This is a genomic window from Desnuesiella massiliensis (assembly GCF_001403615.1).
Lineage (GTDB): Bacteria > Bacillota > Clostridia > Clostridiales > Clostridiaceae > Desnuesiella > Desnuesiella massiliensis.
This window is the reverse complement of sequence record NZ_LN879456.1, coordinates 481,089-501,956: the sequence shown is the minus strand read 5'-3', so window position 1 is coordinate 501,956 and position 20,868 is coordinate 481,089. Positions and strand designations below refer to the sequence as shown.

The 20,868-nt window shown below is 30.9% G+C and carries 28 protein-coding genes and 1 riboswitch; of the genes, 3 read left to right on the top strand and 25 right to left on the bottom strand.

What is annotated here, in order from left to right:
* Positions 1–19: 19 nt before the first annotated feature.
* The 4 genes from BN2665_RS13095 to BN2665_RS13080 all read right to left on the bottom strand — a co-directional run bounded on the left by BN2665_RS13095 (position 20) and on the right by BN2665_RS13080 (position 2,526).
* A complete protein-coding gene (locus BN2665_RS13095) occupies positions 20–592 on the bottom strand; it encodes a xanthine phosphoribosyltransferase (protein WP_055667555.1) in 573 nt (190 codons plus the stop codon).
* 102 nt (positions 593–694) lie between these two features.
* Positions 695–796, bottom strand: a riboswitch (purine riboswitch).
* 143 nt (positions 797–939) lie between these two features.
* A complete protein-coding gene (locus BN2665_RS13090; protein ID WP_055667554.1) occupies positions 940–1,446 on the bottom strand; it encodes a GNAT family N-acetyltransferase in 507 nt (168 codons plus the stop codon).
* 3 nt (positions 1,447–1,449) lie between these two features.
* Positions 1,450–2,247, bottom strand: a complete 798-nt coding sequence (locus tag BN2665_RS13085; RefSeq protein ID WP_055667553.1) for an SDR family NAD(P)-dependent oxidoreductase — start codon at positions 2,245–2,247, stop codon at positions 1,450–1,452.
* Positions 2,248–2,307: 60 nt separating this feature from the next.
* The gene (locus BN2665_RS13080) at positions 2,308–2,526 is read right to left on the bottom strand and encodes a hypothetical protein (RefSeq protein WP_055667552.1); all 219 of its coding nucleotides are present in this window, start codon (positions 2,524–2,526) and stop codon (positions 2,308–2,310) included.
* A gap of 360 nt (positions 2,527–2,886) precedes the next feature.
* On the opposite strand from BN2665_RS13080, the gene yjeM reads away from it, so the two are divergent.
* Positions 2,887–4,377, top strand: coding sequence for a glutamate/gamma-aminobutyrate family transporter YjeM (gene yjeM, locus BN2665_RS13075; protein ID WP_055667551.1), 1,491 nt, complete (start codon positions 2,887–2,889; stop codon positions 4,375–4,377).
* Positions 4,378–4,471: 94 nt separating this feature from the next.
* Here yjeM and BN2665_RS13070 read toward each other — a convergent pair whose 3' ends face one another.
* The 16 genes from BN2665_RS13070 to BN2665_RS27345 form a co-directional block, all read right to left on the bottom strand.
* Positions 4,472–4,984: a GNAT family N-acetyltransferase gene (locus tag BN2665_RS13070; RefSeq protein WP_055667550.1), complete on the bottom strand. Its 513-nt coding sequence runs from the start codon at positions 4,982–4,984 to the stop codon at positions 4,472–4,474.
* 23 nt (positions 4,985–5,007) lie between these two features.
* The gene (locus BN2665_RS13065; protein WP_055667549.1) at positions 5,008–5,682 is read right to left on the bottom strand and encodes a CPBP family intramembrane glutamic endopeptidase; all 675 of its coding nucleotides are present in this window, start codon (positions 5,680–5,682) and stop codon (positions 5,008–5,010) included.
* Between the two features lie 49 nt (positions 5,683–5,731).
* The gene (locus tag BN2665_RS13060) at positions 5,732–6,055 is read right to left on the bottom strand and encodes an MGMT family protein (RefSeq protein ID WP_055667548.1); all 324 of its coding nucleotides are present in this window, start codon (positions 6,053–6,055) and stop codon (positions 5,732–5,734) included.
* Between the two features lie 40 nt (positions 6,056–6,095).
* Positions 6,096–6,383, bottom strand: coding sequence for a hypothetical protein (locus BN2665_RS13055; protein WP_055667547.1), 288 nt, complete (start codon positions 6,381–6,383; stop codon positions 6,096–6,098).
* Positions 6,384–6,554: 171 nt separating this feature from the next.
* On the bottom strand, positions 6,555–7,148 hold the full coding sequence (gene plsY / locus BN2665_RS13050) for a glycerol-3-phosphate 1-O-acyltransferase PlsY (protein WP_055667546.1): 594 nt from the start codon (positions 7,146–7,148) through the stop codon (positions 6,555–6,557).
* A gap of 74 nt (positions 7,149–7,222) precedes the next feature.
* Positions 7,223–7,777 carry a D-glycero-alpha-D-manno-heptose-1,7-bisphosphate 7-phosphatase gene (locus BN2665_RS13045; protein ID WP_055667545.1) on the bottom strand — a complete coding sequence of 185 codons (555 nt, stop codon included), beginning with the start codon at positions 7,775–7,777 and terminating at the stop codon, positions 7,223–7,225.
* A 39-nt stretch (positions 7,778–7,816) separates the two neighbouring features.
* Complete coding sequence (locus BN2665_RS13040) at positions 7,817–9,076, bottom strand: metallophosphoesterase family protein (RefSeq protein ID WP_055667544.1); 1,260 nt, start codon at positions 9,074–9,076, stop codon at positions 7,817–7,819.
* Positions 9,077–9,111: 35 nt separating this feature from the next.
* On the bottom strand, positions 9,112–10,047 hold the full coding sequence (locus BN2665_RS13035) for an aminoglycoside phosphotransferase family protein (protein ID WP_055667543.1): 936 nt from the start codon (positions 10,045–10,047) through the stop codon (positions 9,112–9,114).
* Positions 10,048–10,096: 49 nt separating this feature from the next.
* A complete protein-coding gene (locus BN2665_RS13030; RefSeq protein WP_055667542.1) occupies positions 10,097–11,140 on the bottom strand; it encodes an alpha/beta fold hydrolase in 1,044 nt (347 codons plus the stop codon).
* A gap of 19 nt (positions 11,141–11,159) precedes the next feature.
* On the bottom strand, positions 11,160–11,306 hold the full coding sequence (locus tag BN2665_RS27035; RefSeq protein ID WP_154674944.1) for a hypothetical protein: 147 nt from the start codon (positions 11,304–11,306) through the stop codon (positions 11,160–11,162).
* A complete protein-coding gene (locus BN2665_RS13025) occupies positions 11,293–11,796 on the bottom strand; it encodes a P-loop NTPase family protein (protein ID WP_055667541.1) in 504 nt (167 codons plus the stop codon). Before BN2665_RS13025 ends, BN2665_RS27035 begins: the two co-directional genes overlap by 14 nt.
* 57 nt (positions 11,797–11,853) lie before the next feature.
* On the bottom strand, positions 11,854–12,336 hold the full coding sequence (locus tag BN2665_RS13020; RefSeq protein WP_055667540.1) for a GNAT family N-acetyltransferase: 483 nt from the start codon (positions 12,334–12,336) through the stop codon (positions 11,854–11,856).
* A 184-nt stretch (positions 12,337–12,520) separates the two neighbouring features.
* On the bottom strand, positions 12,521–13,048 hold the full coding sequence (locus BN2665_RS13015) for a hypothetical protein (protein WP_055667539.1): 528 nt from the start codon (positions 13,046–13,048) through the stop codon (positions 12,521–12,523).
* Between the two features lie 262 nt (positions 13,049–13,310).
* Positions 13,311–14,660: a DNA cytosine methyltransferase gene (locus BN2665_RS13010; protein ID WP_055667538.1), complete on the bottom strand. Its 1,350-nt coding sequence runs from the start codon at positions 14,658–14,660 to the stop codon at positions 13,311–13,313.
* Positions 14,661–14,849: 189 nt separating this feature from the next.
* The gene (locus BN2665_RS13005) at positions 14,850–15,428 is read right to left on the bottom strand and encodes a hypothetical protein (RefSeq protein WP_055667537.1); all 579 of its coding nucleotides are present in this window, start codon (positions 15,426–15,428) and stop codon (positions 14,850–14,852) included.
* Positions 15,429–15,660: 232 nt separating this feature from the next.
* Positions 15,661–15,819 carry a hypothetical protein gene (locus BN2665_RS27345; protein ID WP_195892696.1) on the bottom strand — a complete coding sequence of 53 codons (159 nt, stop codon included), beginning with the start codon at positions 15,817–15,819 and terminating at the stop codon, positions 15,661–15,663.
* Between the two features lie 210 nt (positions 15,820–16,029).
* Between BN2665_RS27345 and BN2665_RS13000 the strand changes: the two genes are divergently transcribed.
* Positions 16,030–16,494, top strand: coding sequence for a GNAT family N-acetyltransferase (locus BN2665_RS13000; RefSeq protein ID WP_055667536.1), 465 nt, complete (start codon positions 16,030–16,032; stop codon positions 16,492–16,494).
* Positions 16,495–16,627: 133 nt separating this feature from the next.
* Here the strand turns inward: BN2665_RS13000 and BN2665_RS12995 are convergent, their stop codons facing one another.
* From BN2665_RS12995 to BN2665_RS12985, 3 genes are all read right to left on the bottom strand, one after another.
* Entirely contained in the window at positions 16,628–17,002 is a 375-nt protein-coding gene (locus BN2665_RS12995) for a hypothetical protein (protein ID WP_055667535.1), read from the bottom strand.
* Between the two features lie 102 nt (positions 17,003–17,104).
* Positions 17,105–17,512: a GNAT family N-acetyltransferase gene (locus BN2665_RS12990; RefSeq protein ID WP_055667534.1), complete on the bottom strand. Its 408-nt coding sequence runs from the start codon at positions 17,510–17,512 to the stop codon at positions 17,105–17,107.
* Positions 17,513–17,604: 92 nt separating this feature from the next.
* A complete protein-coding gene (locus BN2665_RS12985) occupies positions 17,605–18,393 on the bottom strand; it encodes a sugar phosphate isomerase/epimerase family protein (protein ID WP_055667533.1) in 789 nt (262 codons plus the stop codon).
* A gap of 295 nt (positions 18,394–18,688) precedes the next feature.
* Between BN2665_RS12985 and BN2665_RS12980 the strand changes: the two genes are divergently transcribed.
* Positions 18,689–19,021, top strand: coding sequence for a hypothetical protein (locus tag BN2665_RS12980; protein WP_055667532.1), 333 nt, complete (start codon positions 18,689–18,691; stop codon positions 19,019–19,021).
* A 156-nt stretch (positions 19,022–19,177) separates the two neighbouring features.
* Here the strand turns inward: BN2665_RS12980 and BN2665_RS12975 are convergent, their stop codons facing one another.
* On the bottom strand, positions 19,178–19,585 hold the full coding sequence (locus BN2665_RS12975) for a GNAT family N-acetyltransferase (protein ID WP_207643692.1): 408 nt from the start codon (positions 19,583–19,585) through the stop codon (positions 19,178–19,180).
* Between the two features lie 27 nt (positions 19,586–19,612).
* Positions 19,613–20,809, bottom strand: coding sequence for a hypothetical protein (locus BN2665_RS12970; RefSeq protein WP_055667531.1), 1,197 nt, complete (start codon positions 20,807–20,809; stop codon positions 19,613–19,615).
* Positions 20,810–20,868: the final 59 nt, after the last annotated feature.

Genomic DNA, 20,868 nt, shown 5'->3' with positions numbered 1-20,868 from the left:
TTTATTGTTAAATCTTGAATTATAAAAATATAACCTGGTTATCCTTCATCTCTTTTACAATAGCTAAAGATTCTATCCTTACTCCTTGCTTCTCTATTACCTCTCTTCCACATTGAAAGCCCTTTTCTATTACAATGCCTACTCCCACCACATTAGCTAAGGCCTGTTTAACTATATCTATGAGGCCTAAGGCTGCTCTGCCGTTAGCAAGAAAATCATCTATTATTAATACCTTGTCCTTTTCATCTATATAATTTTTGTTAACCTTAATATTATAGGTTCTTTGCTTTGTAAAAGAGTGTACCTCTGCTTCATAATTATCTATATCCATATTGCTTCCCAATGCTTTTTTAGCAAATACCACAGGAACATTATTAAAATATTGTGCTGCTATACAGGCAATACCAATGCCAGAAGCTTCAATGGTTAATATCTTAGTAACTTCCTCATTTTCAAATCTTTTTTTAAACTCTTTTCCCATTTCATTAAAAAGTCTTACATCCATTTGATGGTTCAAAAAGCTGTCTACTTTTAAAATATCATTACCTATAACTTGTCCACATTCTAATATCTTTTGTTTTAGCAACTCCATTAACTACATCTCCTTAAAATAATCTACAATACAAAAAATTCCTAGGCGTAAACACCTAGGAATATACAATTCATGCTAATGGCAAGTACAATGCCAAAAAAACATAAAGAATCGTATACTCGTAGTCAGGCAGTTTACGGCATCCTGGTAGAAACGCTTGAACCTTATCATCAAGCATATACGAGCGAACATTTTTATACTTATTTTAAAAATAATTCGTATTTTATTAATGGTATAGTAATTATTATATCTCACCTCTAAAAAAAAGCAATATATTTTTTAACAATTTTTTAAAATTTATTTTACAAAAAATATTTATGAAATAATATTTTAATATAATTTCATTTTTAAAACTTCTCACTTAAGCTTTTAAGTGATTGTCCATCAACTCTAAATGTGGTCCATTCATCCATGGGTATTGCCCCCATACTTTTATAAAATTCTATGGAAGGCTCATTCCAATCCAAGCACCACCACTCAAGTCTACCGCAATTCCTTTCTAAAGCTAGTTTTGCTAGAAAAGCAAGCATTAGTTTACCTATACCCTTGCCCCTTATTTCTGGCTTTACAAAAAGATCCTCTAAGTACAATCCTGGTTGTCCTAAAAAAGTTGAAAAATTATGAAAAAACAAAGCGAAAGCTACAGGGCTTTCATCATATTCGCCTATTATTACTTCTGCATATTTATGTTGAAATAAATTTTTTATTAAAATATCTTTTGTGGCTACCACTTCATCTTCTAATTTTTCGTACTTTGCTAGTCTCTTTATAAATTCCAAAATTAATGCTGCATCTTTTTCCTCCGCAAATCTTATGGTAAAGTTATTAAGTTTTGTACTAATTAATTCTGTCATTGTCTATCTCCTTTCCAAATAATCAAACTTTTCTTTTACATTCTTTTGAATCTTAAACACTGTTTTTGACAAAAATTTCCTGGGCAATAATTTAGAGCTATATATGCTAATCTTATTAAAAACTCCAGGAATCAATACTGTACTTTTACTATTCAAGGATTTATATAAAAATACAGCTACCTCTTTTGCTTCCATAGCGTTTTTTATATCCACTTTTCCCGCTCTATTAGAAAACTCTGTTTTAGTAGCTCCAGGACATAATATCTTTATATCCACACCCTTGTCCTTAAATTCAAACGCCAAGGCTTCAGAAAAAGATAAAACATAAGCTTTAGTTGCATAGTATACCGATATCAATGGACCAGGCTGGTAAGCACCTGTGGAAGCTACATTAATGATTTTTCCACCTCCGTTATTTATCATATACTTAGCAAAAATCTTGGTCATATAGGTAAGAGCCATAATATTGAGATTTATCATTTCTAAATCTTTACTAAAATCATAATCTAAAAAGTAATCCGTTTTACCTATGCCAGCATTATTAATTAAAATGTCAATTTTCATATCCCATGCTTCTATTTTTTCCTTAAGTTCTTCAATGATTTTTATGTCGCTTAAATCTCCAGAGAAAATCTTCACATCAATACCATAGGAACTAAGCTCCTTTTTTATTTGGAGTAAAGCCTCATTTCTTCTAGCTGTTAAAACTAGGTTATAATCATTTTTACCAAATAGCATAGCTATTTCTTTTCCAATGCCGCTGGAAGCTCCAGTAATTAGAACGTAATTTCTTTTACTCATTGTATCTATATAACTCTCCTTTATAATAAATAAGTAGGTTAGAAAACCTACTTATTTACATTAATCCTTTAGTTTTCTGTATAACAAATGGCTGCCAGTATCTTTTTCAAGTTTTATATTATCATAAACCTCTGTTTCAACTTCAGCTTTAAATCTTTTACCATCCTCTGTATGATCTTCTTTAGAAAAATCCTCTTTTACTACATCCTTATACTCAAAAGGCTTACCACTAGGTATTTTATTTATTTTATCTAAGTCTACATGACTTTTTGAACTCATAATCATTCCTCCTTTTTTATATTATGTGTAAAAGGCGAAATTTTAATGATATTTAATTTAAAACTAACTATATTTTTAAACTAATTTGGGTATCATAAAAACAATAGGTTTCTTAAATTTAGCTTTTAGCATAAAAACGCTAATTATTTAAAAAGTTCACCATTAAAATATTATCATAACTTTACTATATGTACAATTTTTACTTGCTAAAAAATTTACCTTAAAACTTCCTAGGTTGGCTAAATTACTATTTTATGCTAACAATACTCCATTGTCGTATTATTAATTTTTTGTCGAATATCGTATAATTATATTGTGTTATAAATTTAGCAATGCTCATTAAAAGTGAGGAGGATAATCATGAACACAAAAGAAAACGTTACCAAAAAGTTATCATTAATATCATTAATTCTAATGATTTTTACTTCAGTATTTGGTTTTGCCAATATGCCTAGATCCTTTTATCTTATGGGGTATGCTGCAATACCTTGGTACATCCTTTCAGGAGTAACATTTTTTATACCCTTCGCTTTTATGATGGCGGAATTCGGTTCAGCATTTAAAAATGAAAAAGGCGGTATTTATTCTTGGATGGAAAAGTCCATTGGACCCAAATATGCTTTTATAGGAACCTTCATGTGGTATGCCTCCTATGTAATTTGGATGGTTAATATATGTAATGCAATATGGATACCTTTTTCCAATGCATTTTTCGGTAAAGATACCACGGCTACTTGGACATTATTTGGACTTAACTCCACTCAAAGTTTAGGGATTTTAGGTGTTTGTTGGATTCTTTTGGTTACTTTTACTGCTTCAAAGGGTTTAGAAAAAATAGCGAAGGTAACCTCTATAGGGGGAACCGCTGTGGCCCTATTAAATATAGTTTTATTAATTGGCGCTGTGATAGTTTTAGCCCTTAATAAAGGACAAGTAGCTCAGCCAATTATATCATCGGCCTTTACTCAATCTCCAAATCCTAAATATGGAAGTCCTCTTGCTATTTTATCCTTTTTGGTATTCGCAATCTTTGCTTATGGTGGTATAGAGGTAGTAGGTGGATTAGTTGACCAAACAGAAAATCCTGAAAAGAATTTTCCTAAAGGTCTTACCATAGCAGCCATTATAATAGCTATAGGTTACTCCTTAGGTATATTCCTTTGTGGAATTTTCACTAATTGGAAAACGGTATTATCTGGTAGCGGAGTTCATATGGGAAACGTGGCCTATGTAGTAATGAATAACTTGGGCTATCAATTAGGTCACGGATTAGGATTAAGTGAAACCATATCTTTATCCATGGGTGCTTGGGTAGCCAGATTTGTAGGATTATCTATGTTCTTAGCTCTTACTGGAGCATTCTTTACCTTATCCTATGCCCCTTTAAAACAGTTGATAGAGGGTACTCCTTCAAAATTGTGGCCTGGAAAAATGTCTGTAATTAAAAATGGTATGCCACTGAACGCCATGTGGATTCAATGTATAGTGGTAATTGTATTTGTATTATTAGTAACCTTTGGAGGAGAAGGTGCATCTCAATTCTTCTCTAAGCTAGTCCTAATGACCAATGTAGCTATGACATTGCCTTATATGTTTATTTCCGGAGCTTTTGCATCCTTTAAAAAGAAAACAGACATTAAAAAGCCTTTCCAAATCTTTAAAAGCTATAAGAGTTCATTAGCTGCTACCATAATTGTAACCTTAACTGTTGGTTTTGCAAATTTCTTTACCATAATTGAACCAGCTACCAGTGGGGATATATACTCTACAATATGGATGATAGCAGGACCTATTTTCTTTACAATAGTAGCATTAATTATGCATTTAAGATTTGAAAAACAAAAAAGTTAAATAAGTCAAAATAAGCTACTTAAATACATTATAGGGAAGCAATTTTAATTACAATTCATAGATCTGTAAAAAACATTGCTTCCCTATTTCTACCCTAATATAATTTTTTAGTAAACATCAAACATAAATCATCATCTAATATGGATTTCTCACCATAGCTCATGGTTTTATCCTGATAACATAGGCCCTTACCGTCTGGTAAATAATCTCTTTTTATATATAAATTATGAGCAAATCCATATCCTTCATACAATCCTACTCCTAGTCCGGCGTAATTTGATTTCTCTCCAATTCTTCTTTCTGCTTCATCCATAAGTGCTGAAGCAATGCCCTTTCTTCTAAAGGCTATCAAGACATTTAAATCTTTAATCTCTGGAATACGATTTTTATTAAAAAAATCATAGTTTGAGCTCCATTGAATGGTAACATAGCCTGAAAACTCTCCATTGTATTCAGCTAGTATAACCTCTCTTTTTCCTTCCTTCATCTCTAAAAAATACTCTTTATATTGTTCTGAAGGCTTATTCCAGCCTTGCCTTTTAAAAGCTTCTGATATAACATCAAAATCTCTTTCTTCAATGGTTCTTAATGTTATTTGATTACCCATATTTCCTCCTAAAACTATTTAAACTATATTATCATAAACATTTTCAATCCAATTACTACTATGGCAATATCAGCAAATATATGTACTATCCAGGAATTTATAAAATTCTTCGATTTTAGATCTAACCAGTTAAACACAAAACCAATTGAAATAAGCCCTAAAAGCGCTAAGGATACTTGCCAAGAATTAAACCAAGTTTTAAATATGGCAATATGATATATTCCGAAAAGTAAAGAGGAATAAAAATAAGCCATGCGCTTAAAGCCTAAATTATACAAGTTTAAAAATATATATCCCCTAAAGAAGAATTCTTCTAAAAAAGAATTACCTAAGGTTATGTATAGTGCCACAAAAATAAAGTTTGTTGTGGTTATTTTTGACTTACTCTGTAATTCCTGTGCAATACCTTGTAAATCAATATAGCCTCCAATAATCCAATAAGTAATTATAATCACCAAAAATGATATTATTCCAAATAATATCCCTAGCCTAACCTGCTTTATATCTACCTTTTTTAGGTTCATAGCTCTTTTGATTTTTGTTTTTTTAATGAGGGTAAAATATATACAAGGTATTAAAATAAATAGTAATATCTTAACCGCGGTCTTAATAATATAATTTACCATTAATATTTGTTCAACAAAATATAATAAAACACAAGCTATTAGAGAAGTTATAATTATATATTTTTTATTCATTCTTTCACTCCTAATTAAGATTAAACTCAATATTTAAAAGGAGACCATGTTACAAAAACTCGTCCGTAGAAGGATGGTATTGATACTCATCTAAATCTACAGTAGAATCATCAATAAAACTAATATTCTCCTCTATTAAAAGATCCTTTTGAAGCATGTTAGCAGAGCTATCTTTTATGGCTACTTTCCCTTGGGAGTTTATGACTCTATGCCAAGGAAGGTTATACTTATGACTTAAGCTATGCAATATTCTAACCACCTGCCTGGCAGCTCTTGGACTTCCGCATAAAAAGGCTATTTGTCCATAAGTCATAACCTTCCCCTTTGGTATGTTTCCTATGATTTTAACTACTCTTTCAGTAAAGGGCTGCATTTTTCATTACCTCTCTTTTGTACAAATATCTTATATATATTTATTTTATATCATCCTCAGACAATATAAGCGTTGATTTCTTATCACTATTCTCAAACTTAATAATCGCTGTATAAAGCCTATACTTTTTATCATAGGATACATGAACTTCTTCAACTATTTTATCACTATATGGACCCTCCTTCGTGAGATATAGAATTACCTTATTGCATACTTCCTCTTCCCTTCTTTTTTTATCCAAACTATTTTTATAAAATACTATTACTACTATAGAAAGAATAGTTAAAAATATTATGAAGCTGCTAATTATAATTTTTCTTTTTTTCATTGCCTCACCTCATGACCTTTTTAAATTTTTGGGTCTTACTCTATGCTTTCTTTTAGGATTATATTGTTCGCAATATATCCTTTTTCATTTATGACCTCTATAAACTTGTTATAATTTTCTTTATTTTTGTTTAATATCTTCTTCAAGATAAAATCTAACTTCTGTATAAAACTATTTTTCTTCTTTATTTATAATTCTTTTTATATTATCTTTATGTCTAAAGATAATTAATATAGCAGCCATCGCAGTGGAAACTACTATAGGTAAAGGGCTTTTCATAATAATGCTTGCTATAAATATAGTTATACCCAGCACCATAGATCTAATAGAAACAATAGATGTAAATAGTTTTAAAAGAAAATACACTGCTACTCCCGTTAAAGTTGGAACAGGTATTAATAATATGAAAGCACCAAGAGTTGTATTTACCCCCTTACCTCCTCTAAATCCAAGAAAAGGAGTATAGTTATGTCCTAATATTACAGCTAATGCAAGCAAAGAAAGATAGATATCTTTAGAAATTAGCAATGTTATGTTTCTAAATATAACTATACCTAAAATTATTGGTATAATACCTTTTAAAATATCTCCTATTTGTGTAAGTATAGATGCTTTAGTTCCAGCTATTCTTTTTACATTAGTGGATCCTATATTGCCACTGCCCTTAGTTCTTATATCTATACCATATAGCTTTTTAGTAATTAAGTATCCCGTTGGGACTGATCCGCATAGAAAAGCTAATATAATACTAACTATAATAATCATTTTTATCACCCTTGCTAATTTTTTTGTATATAAATATAATAGATGTTATTATATAATAATTGCAAATTCTATTTTTAAAATTTCTTAGATAATATCCAGTTAACAGCATCTAAAATGTTATTTGCTACATAGTTAGCTGTAACATCTTGCCAAGTATGTCTATATTCATTAAGACTGCCTTCTCCTACTCCTGTTCGCACTAATATCCCTTTAGCTCCTATATTCTTAGCTAAAATCATGTCTGTACACCCCATATCTCCAACAACATAGCTCTTAGATAAATCTATATCATAATCCTTTTGAGCTTGTTTCACAAGGCCTGGTAAGGGCTTTTTACAGTCACATCCATCACCTCTTCCATGAGGGCAGCAGTAAATTCCATCAACTTTTGCTCCCCTAAGCTCTAATTCATGAATTAACTCTTTGACACAGTTTTCGTATTGCTCCATGGTTAAGTATCCTTTAGCTATATGACTTTGATTAGTAATTATGAATACCAGTAAGCTATTCTTATTTAGCAACTTAATAGCCTTAATGGAAAAATCATAAAAAGAGAAGTTAAGAATATCTCCTAAGGGTTCTCCGCCTAAGGTTCCCTGTAAATCTATGAAAATAGCTTGTCTACTCATATCTATTCCTCTCCGCAAACTGCTATATCTTTTAAAATTTTATGGATTTAAGTCTATAGTAGAAAGTCTATAGAAAATATCATTATCATTAAGGACCTTCTTAATAGCTTTTAAATCCTCTTTATTGGCATTGTGGAAGCAACAATCTGAGCCATAATCCCTTATGCCAAAACTAGATCTTTCACTTTTTAGCGACTCTATAACACTTAATTCAAACCATTTAAATCTTCCAGATTTATTCAGATAATCTTCCTTAACAAGTGTTATAACTTTTTCTGTCAGTTCACCCTTGTACCATTGTTGACCATTATCACTATTCTCCACTTCAATACATTTCATATTATTCAGTATTTCTTCAATAATAGCCTGTTCATATTTCCAGCATCCAAAAACTACATATTTGCTTCTCTTTAAGCTTCTTTCTATTAAAGCCTTATAAACTTCTTTATTTACAATATTATTTCCATGAGAATCTAGCTTATCAAAAAATATACGCACATGACCTTGCTGGGTTGCATACTGCTTTAGATTATCATCACTTTCAAGAATCTGCTCAATATTTCTAATATTATATTGATTACATAAGATAGTATCTTTAGCTGGTATATTAAGCCTATAAAGGTCTTCTATTAATTTATTTCTATCAAATTCAATGGTCTTAAAACATATTTCATTATCTTCAAGGTTTATTACTGCAAAACTTGATAGATTATCTTTATAACAACAAAGACTACCTGGATCAACTATGGTTAAAGGATAAACTTCTCTGCAAAATTGTAATTCCTGAAGATGGGAGCCTCTATAAAAAATATAATGAAACTTAGAGATATAATTAAAATCCACTTTTTCAATGCTCTTATGTCTTATAAAAAGTCTTATTAACGCACTTTCTTCGTTAACTCCCCCTCCACCATAGCCATTATCATCATGTATCATCAGTATTTTTTTACCTTGAATATTAAGTTCCTTTAATTTAGGTAATTCCTTTAATTTTTCTAGCCTTATTTCTCCTAAGATTTCCTTAGCCCAATTATATATGGATCTTCCATCACTATCTAATTCATCAAAGGATCTTTCTTCATTTAGTAAACTATTTTCATCATCACCTATAATGTTTATAAATCTTCTATCTTCCATGATAAGATCAAAAACTTCACAGGGGTTTGGTCCTCTCATAGCAAAATCTCCTAGATTCAATACCATTTCAATCCCTTCTTGATCTAGGTATCCAATAAAGCTCTTTAAAGCATGGATATTAGCATGAATATCCGAAATCACAGCTATTTTTTTACCTCTCATTAAATCACCCCATGTTACCATCATAATGTAAAATATTAAAACCTCTTATTTAAAAGCCTTCTTAAAAACTCAATATTATCTTTATAGTAATCTGGTGCCTGCCAATAAGCCCAGCTACAATTCCCTACCAAGAATTTTAATAGTTCTATATTTAATTCCTTATAAAAAGCTTCTTCTATGGGTAAATAACTTGAATAGGCTTTAATAAAATTCCTCTCAAAATCCTTGTTATCTAAAAAATATCTATAATATAGAGCTACAAGGTCATTTTTAATATTTCCAGGCATGCTCATCTCAAAATCGATTATAGCACTAATGTCATATTGTCCATTCACCTGTTTTACTAAAATATTTCTCCCATCAAAATCATTATGTATCAATGTAGGAAGGATATGCTTGTCTAAATCATTATAACTATGTCTTATTAGCTGTATAGCCTGTAGCAATAAATTTTCATCTGGTAATTTTTGTTTCAATATCTCCTCAAAGCATTGTTCCATATTTTCAACTAAATACTTAGAATAATCCTTTAAATTCTTATTTGGACTATTCCAATCTCCAAAAAAATCGAAAGTTTTATAGGAATGTATTTTTCCTAATTCTGTACCCATTTGATAAAACAGCTTTAACTGCTGATCATAGGGTATTTTATCTTTAATGCGGTCAAATACTTCTCCTTCAATAAACTCACAAATTATCCATTCATCCTCATTTTCTAAGGTACCATAACTAACAACCCTAGGAAGCTTAACTGTACTATTCTCTAATAGCTTTAAGCTATTCAGTTCTCTATCTCTCTTATTCTTTTTATAATAGAGTTTGAATATTAAAGATTGCTCATTAAGAATATCCACCTTATAAACCAAGTGCCTCTTTAAATGATGATTCCCCACTGGAGTTATCTTAATAATTCTTTTATTTAAAACTTTATTCAAAATAATATTCAGTTCTTTTTCGCTATAATTTAGCATAACCCTACTCCTATTTTAACTGTTATATAATTAATGAAAGCTTATAAAATTATTTAATTTCTAGCTTAGAACAAATTTCCTTTAACCAGCTTGAAAATTCTTCTTTTTCTTCATACTGCGGAAAATGCGCTGACTTTTCAAATACTATAAAATCTTTCACTGGTGCAGCTATAGATTCTAGATAGCTTTTAGCAGTACCAATTGATGTGAGGTAGTCATATCTACCAGAAATAAAGTAGCAGGGTATGTCTAGAGTTTTAACTTCTTTTGTCAACTGAGTATTTTTAACTTCATTCCAAAGCTTCTTATCCGCCATAGATAATCCTTTAATATATTTAATGCCATCTAGAAAATTATACTCTGCATTAAACAGCACTCCCTTTAACATATCCATACCTTCATTAATAAGCCTAGCAGCTCCACCATATTTTCTTACATACTCCCTTGGAAAAGACTCCTCTTTGCTTTCAACTATACTCCTATAATCTTCTATCTTGTTTATGTCTTTATCATTGCCTTTTAACTTAGCCTGTGAAAGGCAATATTCCAAAGCTTCAAGCTCTCCTTTCCAGAAATCACCTACTTGTCCAATACCTATATACGCATAATATCTCTCTGGAGCCAGAGCAGCCGCCTTTACCCCTATTATAGTACCAAAAGAATGTCCCGCCAGTATAACCTTTTCAACTTTGAGCTCATTAGGAACATAATCTGTTATTTCAATTAAATCAGTTACGAGGGTGTCTATGGAAAGCTCTGGATAACTCTGAAAAAAGCTAAAGGACTTCCCCATACCCCTTTGATCATAGTTTATTACAGTAAAATTCTCCTCAAGTAAGCTTTGATACTTTCTAGCATAGGGTGTCTCTGGGCAACCTGGACCTCCATGTATAAATATAATCACTGGGTTCTTTCTATCCTTGCCACGAATCAAAATCTGTTGCTTAGAGCCATTTATTTTAATAGTTTTATATTCTGATATACTATTTAATCCATTTATTTTAGGAGTCCAAGTAGGATGAATGGCCCACAATAGTATAATACCAATTAATCCAATACATGCTATCTTAAACTTATTATATTTCTTATTCATTATATAAATCCTCTTTTTATTAAATTGAAATTTCTAATACCTTTAGTCCATTTTCTACCTCTCCGGTATCCTTAAATCCTATAGAAAACCAAAAGGGTTCACCATTTATTTTGTCCGCAGTGAGCCAAACATCTTTTACTTCACAATTAAGTCTATTCCAAAGCAAGGCAGGTATTATCTTTCAATACAATTACCTTATCATTATAAGGAACAAGCGTTTCAAAAATATCCTTCTTTGATTTTTCAAAGCCATTGCTCCATTTATACATAAGAAAAAGCATTTTTAAAGTTGGTACATAATTAGATTTTTCCATCTTTAAGTTCTGACAAATCCAACGCTTTGCAATACGATATTTTCTTTTAAATGGTGGTGTATCCAATAAAATAATTGTATCTGCTTTTTCAAATCCATTGTTAAAGCATTGACGATAAACACCTTCAATAATCCATTTATCAGAGCATGTAATTTTGTTAAATTCAAAATCTCTTTCTTTGGCATCTCTTTTTACGTCACCACTGGGTAATCTCAAATGAACTACATTATCTAATTCATACCACGGAATATTTAATTGTTTTGATAGTTTCCTTGCCATTGTGGTCTTTCCACTCGCCACGGACCCTATGATATATATTTTATTGCGTAACATATTATCCATTTTGACATCTCACACTTTCTAAAATAAATACTACAGTTCAAAAATATTATATCTTATTTAATTCGATATGCTAAATATATATTGTTCAGCACCAAATCTCTCAACTGACTGTTCTAATTTCATACCAATCTTTTTTAATAGCTTACAAGATGCTTTATTTGCAGATTGTGTTTCAGCTACTATTCTTGTTAACTTTAATTCTTCAAAAGCATAATTTATAATTCTTTTAATGATTTCTTCCCCATAACCATCCCCCCACCATTTTGGCATAAATTGATAAGATACTTCTGTATTTATGCCGTCATGGTGTCTATCAAGAGAAACTAAACCTATGAACTCATCATTTACATGGTATCGTACCACCCAATAAAACGAATTCTTATCATATGTTATGATTTGAGAAAAAATGTGATCATAAGCTTTCTTATCTACAACTCCACCAAGAAATTCTCTTACATCTTTATTAAAATATAGTTTTTTTATATCTTCATAATCCTCTTTTTTTATATCACTTATTTTACACCTACTAGTTTTTAACATAAAATACCCCTTAACTCTTTTCCTTTATAACTATGCAAATCTTATAAAAAGCAAAGTCCTAACATCTTTTTATCAACCTCATCAAAATACCCAATATCTGTTTTTAAATTCTAAATCCTTCTAAGACTTTCTCCAAAAAATATAAATTAGCTTAAATTGAGATTATACTCATTTCGTATATAACTTATGCTCCGTCCGTTCTGATAATAAATGCGTATTCGCACTCATTTTCTCCCCAAGAAGCAATAATCCTAAAACCTCTAATATCAATTTTATTTTCCTCATGCTTTGAACTCAAAAAAGACGCTGGATGCTTCTTAATTTCAAAAGAGTATTTACCTTTCTTTAGCTCAACCGGAATATTTGCTATCCCCATGTTAGAATACATCCGATTCCCATTTTTATCAATTAAAATATCTAACACTGCGAGTTTCGTTGGAGGGTGATTATTAAAACTGATCATAGCATTTTTTCCAATCTCAATATGTGGAATATCAGCGTCAGAATCTTTTTTCAAGATGGCTTTAAAAGTGTCTTCTCTGTCATATATAGCACCATCCCATTGGTTTTTTGCAACAATGTATTTCATTTCTCTATCTCCAATAGTTATTGTTATTTTAGGTGGTTCTTTAGGTGATTTTCCTGAGGTGCATACAATGAACAAAAGGATGATTAGTATTATAAAGATGATAGCAACTTTTATTTTTTTCATAATAAGCAGTTCCTTTCATTTTTATTATAAAGATTAGCTGATAAATATTTGATTAAGCCACCAAAGTGCTGCTTTATTGGTGTCACATTTTAGGCAATAAACATCACCATTGGAACACTAGATTCTTACCATAGGTTCAAAAAACTAAAACTTCATATGGCGCTCTCGTATTAATATCTATTCTTTTGATATTATAATTATTAAACAATATATTTGCATCCCATAATTAGCGTATTATCTGTATATATAGATAAATAAATATTTAGATTACTTCTTTCATACTTTCTTTGCATAGCTCTGGTAGGTTAGCTTCTACTAGAACCTTTGACAGTATAGGCACTACTGCATTCCCACACCTTGCTTTTTGCTGTGTTGTTGGGTATGTCTTCCCAGTGTAATCAAGATTTATAATGTAACTCTTAGGAAAACCCATCCCATTGAATAATTCTCTAGCTGTAAGCATTCTTAATCCTATATCTGCTATCTTATAATCTTTTCCTCTAACTACTACTAATCCAAATCTATCTTTAGTGGTAATTGTATGGATAGGACCATTTAAGCTCTGTCCGGTATCGCAACCATAGTATTTAGTTAAAAAGGCAAATACGTTATCTTTCATGGGTAACTGTATGTCCTGCAACTTAACTGCAACTACCCCAAATCTATTTTGTGTAGGTATTGTTGCTATTGGTTCTCTTAAACTACTGCATCTAGTTTCTTTTCCCTGGTGTGTGTAGTAGTGACTTAAGAAGTACGCTGTATCATTAACTATATAAGGTTCATCTTCAATGACATACTTCTGGATACCTCTTGCTATTCTAACAAGGCTATTATCTGCTAATGGCTTTTTCCTATTAAAAATACTAGGTATTGGTATGCTCCAATCAATTATGCTACTAGCTGGCGCATATGGCAGCTTCCCTTCTCCATGAGTAGATTCTGGCCATTTAATTACTTTACCATCATTCCTCATTATCATTACTAATCTTCTACGTGTAGTAGGTGCTCCATAGTCACAAGCTGATAATTCCTTATATTTAACTACATATCCAAGTTCATTTAGCCTGCGTATAAACCTTCTAAAGTATCTACCTTTTCTTTTAGGATCTGGAACAAGTTGTTGTTCTTTTATAGGAAAATGCTCACCTTTAGCTGCTATAGTTCCATCTTTCTTAAGTACTCTTCTAGTTTTTTTATCTCTTTTAGCTATTAGTGGACACCATTCTTGGAACTCTTCTACATTTTCCAGCATCATTACTCTTGGAGAAACTTGACCTCCACATTTATTAACTATCCATGCAAGCCCTCTTACCTTCTTTTCAACAGGTTTACCGCCTTTAGCTTTGCTGTGATGTTTGCAATCTGGAGAAAACCAAACTAATCCTACTGAATGCCCTTGTATAGCCTGTCTAATATCTATTTCCCACACAGATTCACAATAGTGCTTAATTGTTGGATGATTAGTTTTATGCATCCTAATAGCTTCTATATCATGATTAATTGCTATATCTACACTCCTGCCAATAGCCATTTCTATTCCTGTACTAGCACCATCCCCGCCAGCAAAGTTATCTACAACTATTTTATTAAACATACTTGTTTGCTGGTTCATACAATCACCTCATTTATGGTAAAATTTCTCACTGATAATAGATTTGAATTACGACGTAAAAATACCGTAAAATCCTTTTCTGAATAATACGGTATTTTAATAAAATATTCGGTTTTTATTGCTGATTCGTCTATTTTGAACATTGCGAAGTAAAATAACTTCTAATTATGCTTATTAGTGGAAACTGTATCAATTAAACTCAAAAACAAATTCACATGGTTTTTCACCTCGACTGTTAATCGGAGACGAAATAATTTTCTTTGTTTTCAATTTAACATCTAACATTAATTGTAAATGGCGGCGAAATGACCCAGCACAACATAAACAGTATGATAAAGGCATGTCACGGTCATCAGAATTGCTTTTTGATAGAGCAAGGTCTGAAACTTTCACATCTTTACAAACGGTGGCTGAACAAACGCACGAATACTTATCATTGTTTTTGTAAACCATTACCGCATTCAAAGTACCGTCATTATTTAAGGCGATACTTTCGGAAGCAAAAATCTTACTATTGAGATGGAGTATTTTTTCGTTTAAAGATTTGCCAGTCAATTCTTTACCGATTTTTTCACATTTTTTTAGATATTCTTTGCCGCCCAAACAGGCACAAGAATCCAAACTTTCATACATCATATCAGCATCAAGTAAAGTTTCCATCCGTGTAATGACTTCTACTAAATCTTCGTTTCCAATAATTTTCTTTATAAGTTTTTTGTCAATATTATTTTGCTCTAATCGCTTTTTAATTCCATAAACTCTTGCCACTTTAATTTGCCCCCTCCATTATATAAATAATCTGCAGTTTGACTTATTTTACAATTCCGATATAGCTTAAGGATAATTATAGCACATATTACATATAATCTCATTATAATCATACATAGACTTATACCTTAATTTATTTTATAAATACCGTATTATTCAGTTTTCAAAGAACATTATTCGCATTTTCAATCTCAAATGTTATGTCGCATTTTCTTCATAATGTAAATTAACTTCACTTAACTTTTCCTTTATACTCATCTTTATTATCCCAATCTAACTTTTGACTGCATTTCCTGCAATTTCCCACGTCACAAAGAAACATTTTGCAACTTGAACAAAAGTATGCAATCCCAAATTCTTTATCATACTTCCAAAGAACACTTTTCGCCATTCTTTCTTACCCCTTGTTACCCCTAATATTTGAAATGTGTCTAATAGTTTTTAGTGAAAAATTCAATTCTATTATTTGTGTCAAATATATGGTAAAATTAAACATGCGTGATGTTTAATTCAAATATCTCTGGAGCCGTGAAAATCGTATATTGAACGCTACAATTAACTAGTTAAATGCAATTACTATAATTGGGAGGATGATTATTAGATGACGGAAATATCGAATCAACAAATTATAATTGACATAGAGCCGCTAAGAGCAGCGGACCGTAACCGTTGGAACATTTTGGCTCGAAGTTACAAAACCTTTTACAATACTGAGCTCTCCGACTCCGAATACGATGAAGTTTGGAACCACTTGCTGAACTCCGATGAAATCTTCGGTTTTGGTGCATATCTTCAAGGAAACTTGATTGGTATCACTCACTACCTGTTCCATCGCACTATCTGGATGGAAAAAGTCTGTTACATACAAGACCTCTTTGTCGATGAAGTTGCCCGTGGGCGTGGGGTAGCTCGCGCACTCATTGAGCAAGTAGCTCAAGCTGCACGCGAGCATAATGCTTCTAAACTCTATTGGCAAACTCACCAAGACAATACCAACGCTCGTGTTCTCTATGACAAGATTGCACATCACAAAGGTTTCATTCGCTATGACTATTCGCTTGAATAAAGTAAGCATGACCGTCATATCATCACATCCGGCTTCCAAGGAAGCCGGATTAGGCATATACCCCAACGTAAATACAACCCCTACATGCTCCCACTCTTTCCCTTGTGTTCTAAAACTATATATTGTTCCATATTTATTTTTGATTGCGACTATTCTCATAGTTATTTTTCATATAAAAATTTATTTCTTTCTTAGCTTTTTCAGCATCTTTCTCGGAAACATCATCACCAAACTTTAAAAAATCACCCTGTTCATTAAATATCATTTCAACCATAGTTCCATCGTTAATAACTTCTTCAGTTATATTAAATTTAAATATATGCATATCGCAATTACTTTCTAAATCTAAATCATAGCAAAGTTTTTTCAAAGTAGATATTATCTGCTCTTCACCATTCCAGCAATCAATTCTTATGCCATCTGCTTCTCCTATATATTCCGTTATCAATGGTCTCCAATAATCAATACTTGCAATTAATCCTGTACTAAAATAAATTCCATAATTCATTGTTCTCCACTCCATAAATGCTGTAGTAGCTCCTAAGCCTCTACTTATTAAAGTCATTTAATAATATAACTAAAAATTATATTTATTTTACGGATGAATACTTTAGAGCATTTTCTTTAAAAAATATTGCACTATTCCATTTGGATAATTATCTAGTTCTACGAAAACTGTATAGCCGCATGCTTTATAAAACTCTGGAGACTGATAGCTAAAGGTACAAGTATGAGAGAATACACAACCATTATCTTTTGCTATTTTCTCTGCTTGATTTATAAGTGCCTTCCCTAGCCCTTTTCCTCTATATGACTCCTCTATCCACATTACATCAATATACATACAAAAATTAAATGTATCACATAATATGGCTCCAATAGGTATATTATTTTCTTTTAAATATATATTTATATCAATATTGGGCTTTCTAAGCAAGCCATATGTTTTTCTAACATTATGCTGAAAAAGCCCTTTGTAAACTGCATTTGTATCTTCTTCAGTATGAGTGGTGGTCATGCTGACACCTTCCGGTAATTATTTATTTAAAGCAAAGCTTCCTGTGTCAATTCTCGTATTATCATTCTCTCACCCCATCATAATACAATCAGTTATTTAATGTTGTTTTTTATAAAATCTATACTTTTTTGTATTGATGATATAGCTTGTTCATTGTTTAATATGTTATTTCTTTTCTTATTATCAAAATCTAGCTCTATTGTCAGTATCCCCTCATAATTATCTTTCTTTAATTGAACAATAAAGTCTTTTAAAGGTAAAGTTCCTTCACCTAAAATTTTATGTTCAATACCCTTATCAAAATCACTTAAATGAATATTTTTGATAAAATCTTTAAACGTATTAAATGTCTCAATGATAGGAAAACCGCCAAAAGCACAATGGGTTGTATCAAAGGTTAAGCCTATATTGTTATTGCTTATAAACTTAAATAATTCATCGAATCTTCTCAAAAAACTTCCCTGATCACTATAAGGTAAATTTTCTGTTGTTACACGAATATCTTTAGTTTCGCAGTAATCAATCATATTCTGCTTATGAAGTTCATCCAATGTCTTAATTCTATCATCAAAATATTCTCCATTAACCATGTGGGAAACTATCACTTTTGAATCAAAGATTTTAGAAAGTTCAATGCTTTTATCAATCCAATAAACTTCACTCTCTTTTCTTGGAAAAGCAATAAACTCTAATGGGGTATGTATACTTAATATATTAAGATCTCTTTTTATAATTTCTTTTTCAAGTTCAGAAGTGTTAACGTCAATGAATTTCTGATTAAGAAATAACTCAATGTTATTACAGGATGTACTTGCGATAATGTCTAAAATCTCCCTATAGTCTTTGGTGTAATATAGTCCTGTTGAAACTGAAATTTCCATGTAATTATTTCTCCTTTTAATAACTTATAATTAAATCATTATATTTTATAACATACTATCATTATTAATTAAGGAATATTATACCATATCCTGCTACAATTGACTATAAGTTAGTATAAGTAATAAGTAGTATATGAAAATAGATTAAGATCAAAAATAGAGGAAATTAGCAAGGAGCCAGTTAGTTAAGGAGTGAATATAATAAATAGTATGATAGCACTATTATCTTACACATAAATTCTCATATTAGCGTCGTTAAATATAATCCAGTAATATTAAAGAAAGGAGGTTAGAAATGGATTTTAATAATTTTATTTCAGTAGACTACCTAAAGACCTTTATGGGAACCGTAGTTGTTACCATGTTGATGGTTCAATTTTTCAAAGAGCTTCCATGGATAAAAAAGATTCCCACCAAATATTTTACTTTTATAGTAGCTTTTTTTAATATTTTAATATGCAGCTTACTAACCAATAGTTTTACTATAACAGGTGTATATCTAATGTTTATTAATGCTATGCTTGTAACCTTTACCTCCACCGGTGGTTATGACTTTGCCATAAGTAAAATAAGGCCAAAGGCTCCAACGGAAATAAACTCTAATGTAGTTACAGAGTTTAAAGAGTAATTAAAAAGGTAGCTCTTAGGATAACCCTAGGCTCTACCTTTTTCTTTTCTTACAAGCATAAAATATACTATTTTAATATATGAAAAAGTAAAATTTAAGATTGACTTGCAGATAATTGAAATATTATTAAATTAAAAATATAATTTATAGGTCTTTTTATTTGCCACTTTGTTTATGAAAATTGCGAATCATCATACCTTCACTCTTAAACATGCCTAATAACTTATAAAAAGGCATTAGTTCCTCATCACAAAGCAAATCAATCATGTATAAATCCTTTAAGGTATTTAGCATTAGCTTGACTAATCGAGAGCCAATACCTCTGTGCTGACAATTAGGCAGCACCTCTAAAAAAGGAATATATGCACTTAAAACATTATCAGATATAGCAGTTATAAAGCCTATTACTTCACCAGTAGAATCTTCTATAGCCAGCCAAAGATAATCACTATTTCTTAACAAATCCATATGCTTTTTCGTACTGGGAGGGTTTGGCCATCCCACGAAAAATCCTTGCAAATTTTCTTCATTTATATTATCTAAAGAATTAACATATTTAATCATTGGCGCCTCCTTATATTTAAGTAATTTTTATATCAACGAGATCTCCTCATTGCAAACAAAAGTAACTATTAACTGAAATAGCTCAAAATCCACTAAATCCTTGTTTTCATCTATATATCCAACAAAATCAATATACTTATTAAACCCTTTTGTACTCTTGTCTTTTAATAGTAATGGGGTAGTGAATACCACTTGAGAAAAATCATGAGAATTTAATAATTCTTTAGTATAGAAAAGAGGAATTACTAATGCATTATCTAAGGTTTCATAGGTTATATAAACTGCTTTTTTACCCTGAGGCATTCCTTCTTTTACGGAGTCCATAATGGGTTCATGTTCTTTCTTACATTCAATAATATCCTCTATGAATATTTTTTCTGTAAATTCTCCCCAAATTTCAGAATCACTCTTAACAACTTCGTTGAATCTTCCAAAAGGCAGTTGAAGATTTATTCGAGGTAAAAAATATTTTGTATAATCCTTATATACAAATTTTAGACTCTCTATTTCTCTATTTAATATTGAATTATACTTAGCCCTAGGTGGGAATATTAGATTCATAATGATCACGGGCTGATTCTTTAAATGTTCTGGGAGAATTACACTTTCTCTGAATTTATGAAAAAAAGCTTTTTCTCGCCTCTCCTTTTCGAGTTCATATTTTTCCCGAGATTTCTCAGAATCGTTGGCATCAGCTAATTCTAAAGATTTTAAGGTGGCTAATGATGATGCTAATGCATTTTTCAGCTCTTCATTTTTAAAAAGATTATTTATTTCTTTTCCTAATGATGGTTGGATTTCCCACATGTGCTCTTGAATACCTTCTAGCAACTCATTAATAGGAATGTCTTTATCTACAACTTTCTCATCCATATCTTCTAAGATAATTTTACTTCTTACCTCTTCCTCAAAGTTTTCAGGTTCATATCTAAAGGAAGTACCACAGGAATGTACTTTTAACCCGTTAATTTCAATATGATACTTAGCATTTTGTAAAGGATCTTTTGCATTTGAGTTTCCTCTTATATCTCTTTCCCATCTTTCTCCTATTGACCCTTTATAATGTTCTCCAAAGCTTCTAGCAAAATCTCTTGGTACTAAAACCTCTAGCATGTATTTAGTTTCTAATACATATACTGCTGAAACATAAAGTTTATTTTCTAAAAAAAGCTTATTAATATCTCTATACTTTACATTTTTAAATCTATGTTCCCCTACATTCATTTTTCTTTTTCTCCCTTTTATATTGCAATCCTCTCTCCTATATTTTGATTATAAGTTAT

Excerpts from the sequence above, each read along its gene's own strand:
- BN2665_RS13065 (WP_055667549.1), bottom strand. The coding sequence starts at position 5,682 with ATGAATAAAAAATATATAATTATAACTTCTCTAATAGCTTGTGTTTTA.
- BN2665_RS12995 (WP_055667535.1), bottom strand. The coding sequence starts at position 17,002 with ATGAATTATGGAATTTATTTTAGTACAGGATTAATTGCAAGTATTGAT.
- BN2665_RS13055 (WP_055667547.1), bottom strand. The coding sequence starts at position 6,383 with ATGAAAAAAAGAAAAATTATAATTAGCAGCTTCATAATATTTTTAACT.
- BN2665_RS13035 (WP_055667543.1), bottom strand. The coding sequence starts at position 10,047 with ATGCTAAATTATAGCGAAAAAGAACTGAATATTATTTTGAATAAAGTT.
- BN2665_RS13085 (WP_055667553.1), bottom strand. The coding sequence starts at position 2,247 with ATGAGTAAAAGAAATTACGTTCTAATTACTGGAGCTTCCAGCGGCATT.
- BN2665_RS12970 (WP_055667531.1), bottom strand. The coding sequence starts at position 20,809 with ATGAATGTAGGGGAACATAGATTTAAAAATGTAAAGTATAGAGATATT.
- BN2665_RS13040 (WP_055667544.1), bottom strand. The coding sequence starts at position 9,076 with ATGAGAGGTAAAAAAATAGCTGTGATTTCGGATATTCATGCTAATATC.
- BN2665_RS12980 (WP_055667532.1), top strand. The coding sequence starts at position 18,689 with ATGGATTTTAATAATTTTATTTCAGTAGACTACCTAAAGACCTTTATG.
- BN2665_RS13010 (WP_055667538.1), bottom strand. The coding sequence starts at position 14,660 with ATGAACCAGCAAACAAGTATGTTTAATAAAATAGTTGTAGATAACTTT.
- BN2665_RS12975 (WP_207643692.1), bottom strand. The coding sequence starts at position 19,585 with ATGATTAAATATGTTAATTCTTTAGATAATATAAATGAAGAAAATTTG.
- BN2665_RS13000 (WP_055667536.1), top strand. The coding sequence starts at position 16,030 with ATGACGGAAATATCGAATCAACAAATTATAATTGACATAGAGCCGCTA.
- BN2665_RS13020 (WP_055667540.1), bottom strand. The coding sequence starts at position 12,336 with ATGTTAAAAACTAGTAGGTGTAAAATAAGTGATATAAAAAAAGAGGAT.
- BN2665_RS13080 (WP_055667552.1), bottom strand. The coding sequence starts at position 2,526 with ATGAGTTCAAAAAGTCATGTAGACTTAGATAAAATAAATAAAATACCT.
- BN2665_RS13095 (WP_055667555.1), bottom strand. The coding sequence starts at position 592 with ATGGAGTTGCTAAAACAAAAGATATTAGAATGTGGACAAGTTATAGGT.
- BN2665_RS13025 (WP_055667541.1), bottom strand. The coding sequence starts at position 11,796 with ATGGATAATATGTTACGCAATAAAATATATATCATAGGGTCCGTGGCG.
- BN2665_RS13060 (WP_055667548.1), bottom strand. The coding sequence starts at position 6,055 with ATGCAGCCCTTTACTGAAAGAGTAGTTAAAATCATAGGAAACATACCA.
- BN2665_RS27345 (WP_195892696.1), bottom strand. The coding sequence starts at position 15,819 with ATGGCGAAAAGTGTTCTTTGGAAGTATGATAAAGAATTTGGGATTGCA.
- plsY (WP_055667546.1), bottom strand. The coding sequence starts at position 7,148 with ATGATTATTATAGTTAGTATTATATTAGCTTTTCTATGCGGATCAGTC.
- yjeM (WP_055667551.1), top strand. The coding sequence starts at position 2,887 with ATGAACACAAAAGAAAACGTTACCAAAAAGTTATCATTAATATCATTA.
- BN2665_RS12985 (WP_055667533.1), bottom strand. The coding sequence starts at position 18,393 with ATGGAAATTTCAGTTTCAACAGGACTATATTACACCAAAGACTATAGG.
- BN2665_RS13015 (WP_055667539.1), bottom strand. The coding sequence starts at position 13,048 with ATGAAAAAAATAAAAGTTGCTATCATCTTTATAATACTAATCATCCTT.
- BN2665_RS13045 (WP_055667545.1), bottom strand. The coding sequence starts at position 7,777 with ATGAGTAGACAAGCTATTTTCATAGATTTACAGGGAACCTTAGGCGGA.
- BN2665_RS12990 (WP_055667534.1), bottom strand. The coding sequence starts at position 17,512 with ATGACCACCACTCATACTGAAGAAGATACAAATGCAGTTTACAAAGGG.
- BN2665_RS13070 (WP_055667550.1), bottom strand. The coding sequence starts at position 4,984 with ATGGGTAATCAAATAACATTAAGAACCATTGAAGAAAGAGATTTTGAT.
- BN2665_RS13090 (WP_055667554.1), bottom strand. The coding sequence starts at position 1,446 with ATGACAGAATTAATTAGTACAAAACTTAATAACTTTACCATAAGATTT.
- BN2665_RS13030 (WP_055667542.1), bottom strand. The coding sequence starts at position 11,140 with ATGAATAAGAAATATAATAAGTTTAAGATAGCATGTATTGGATTAATT.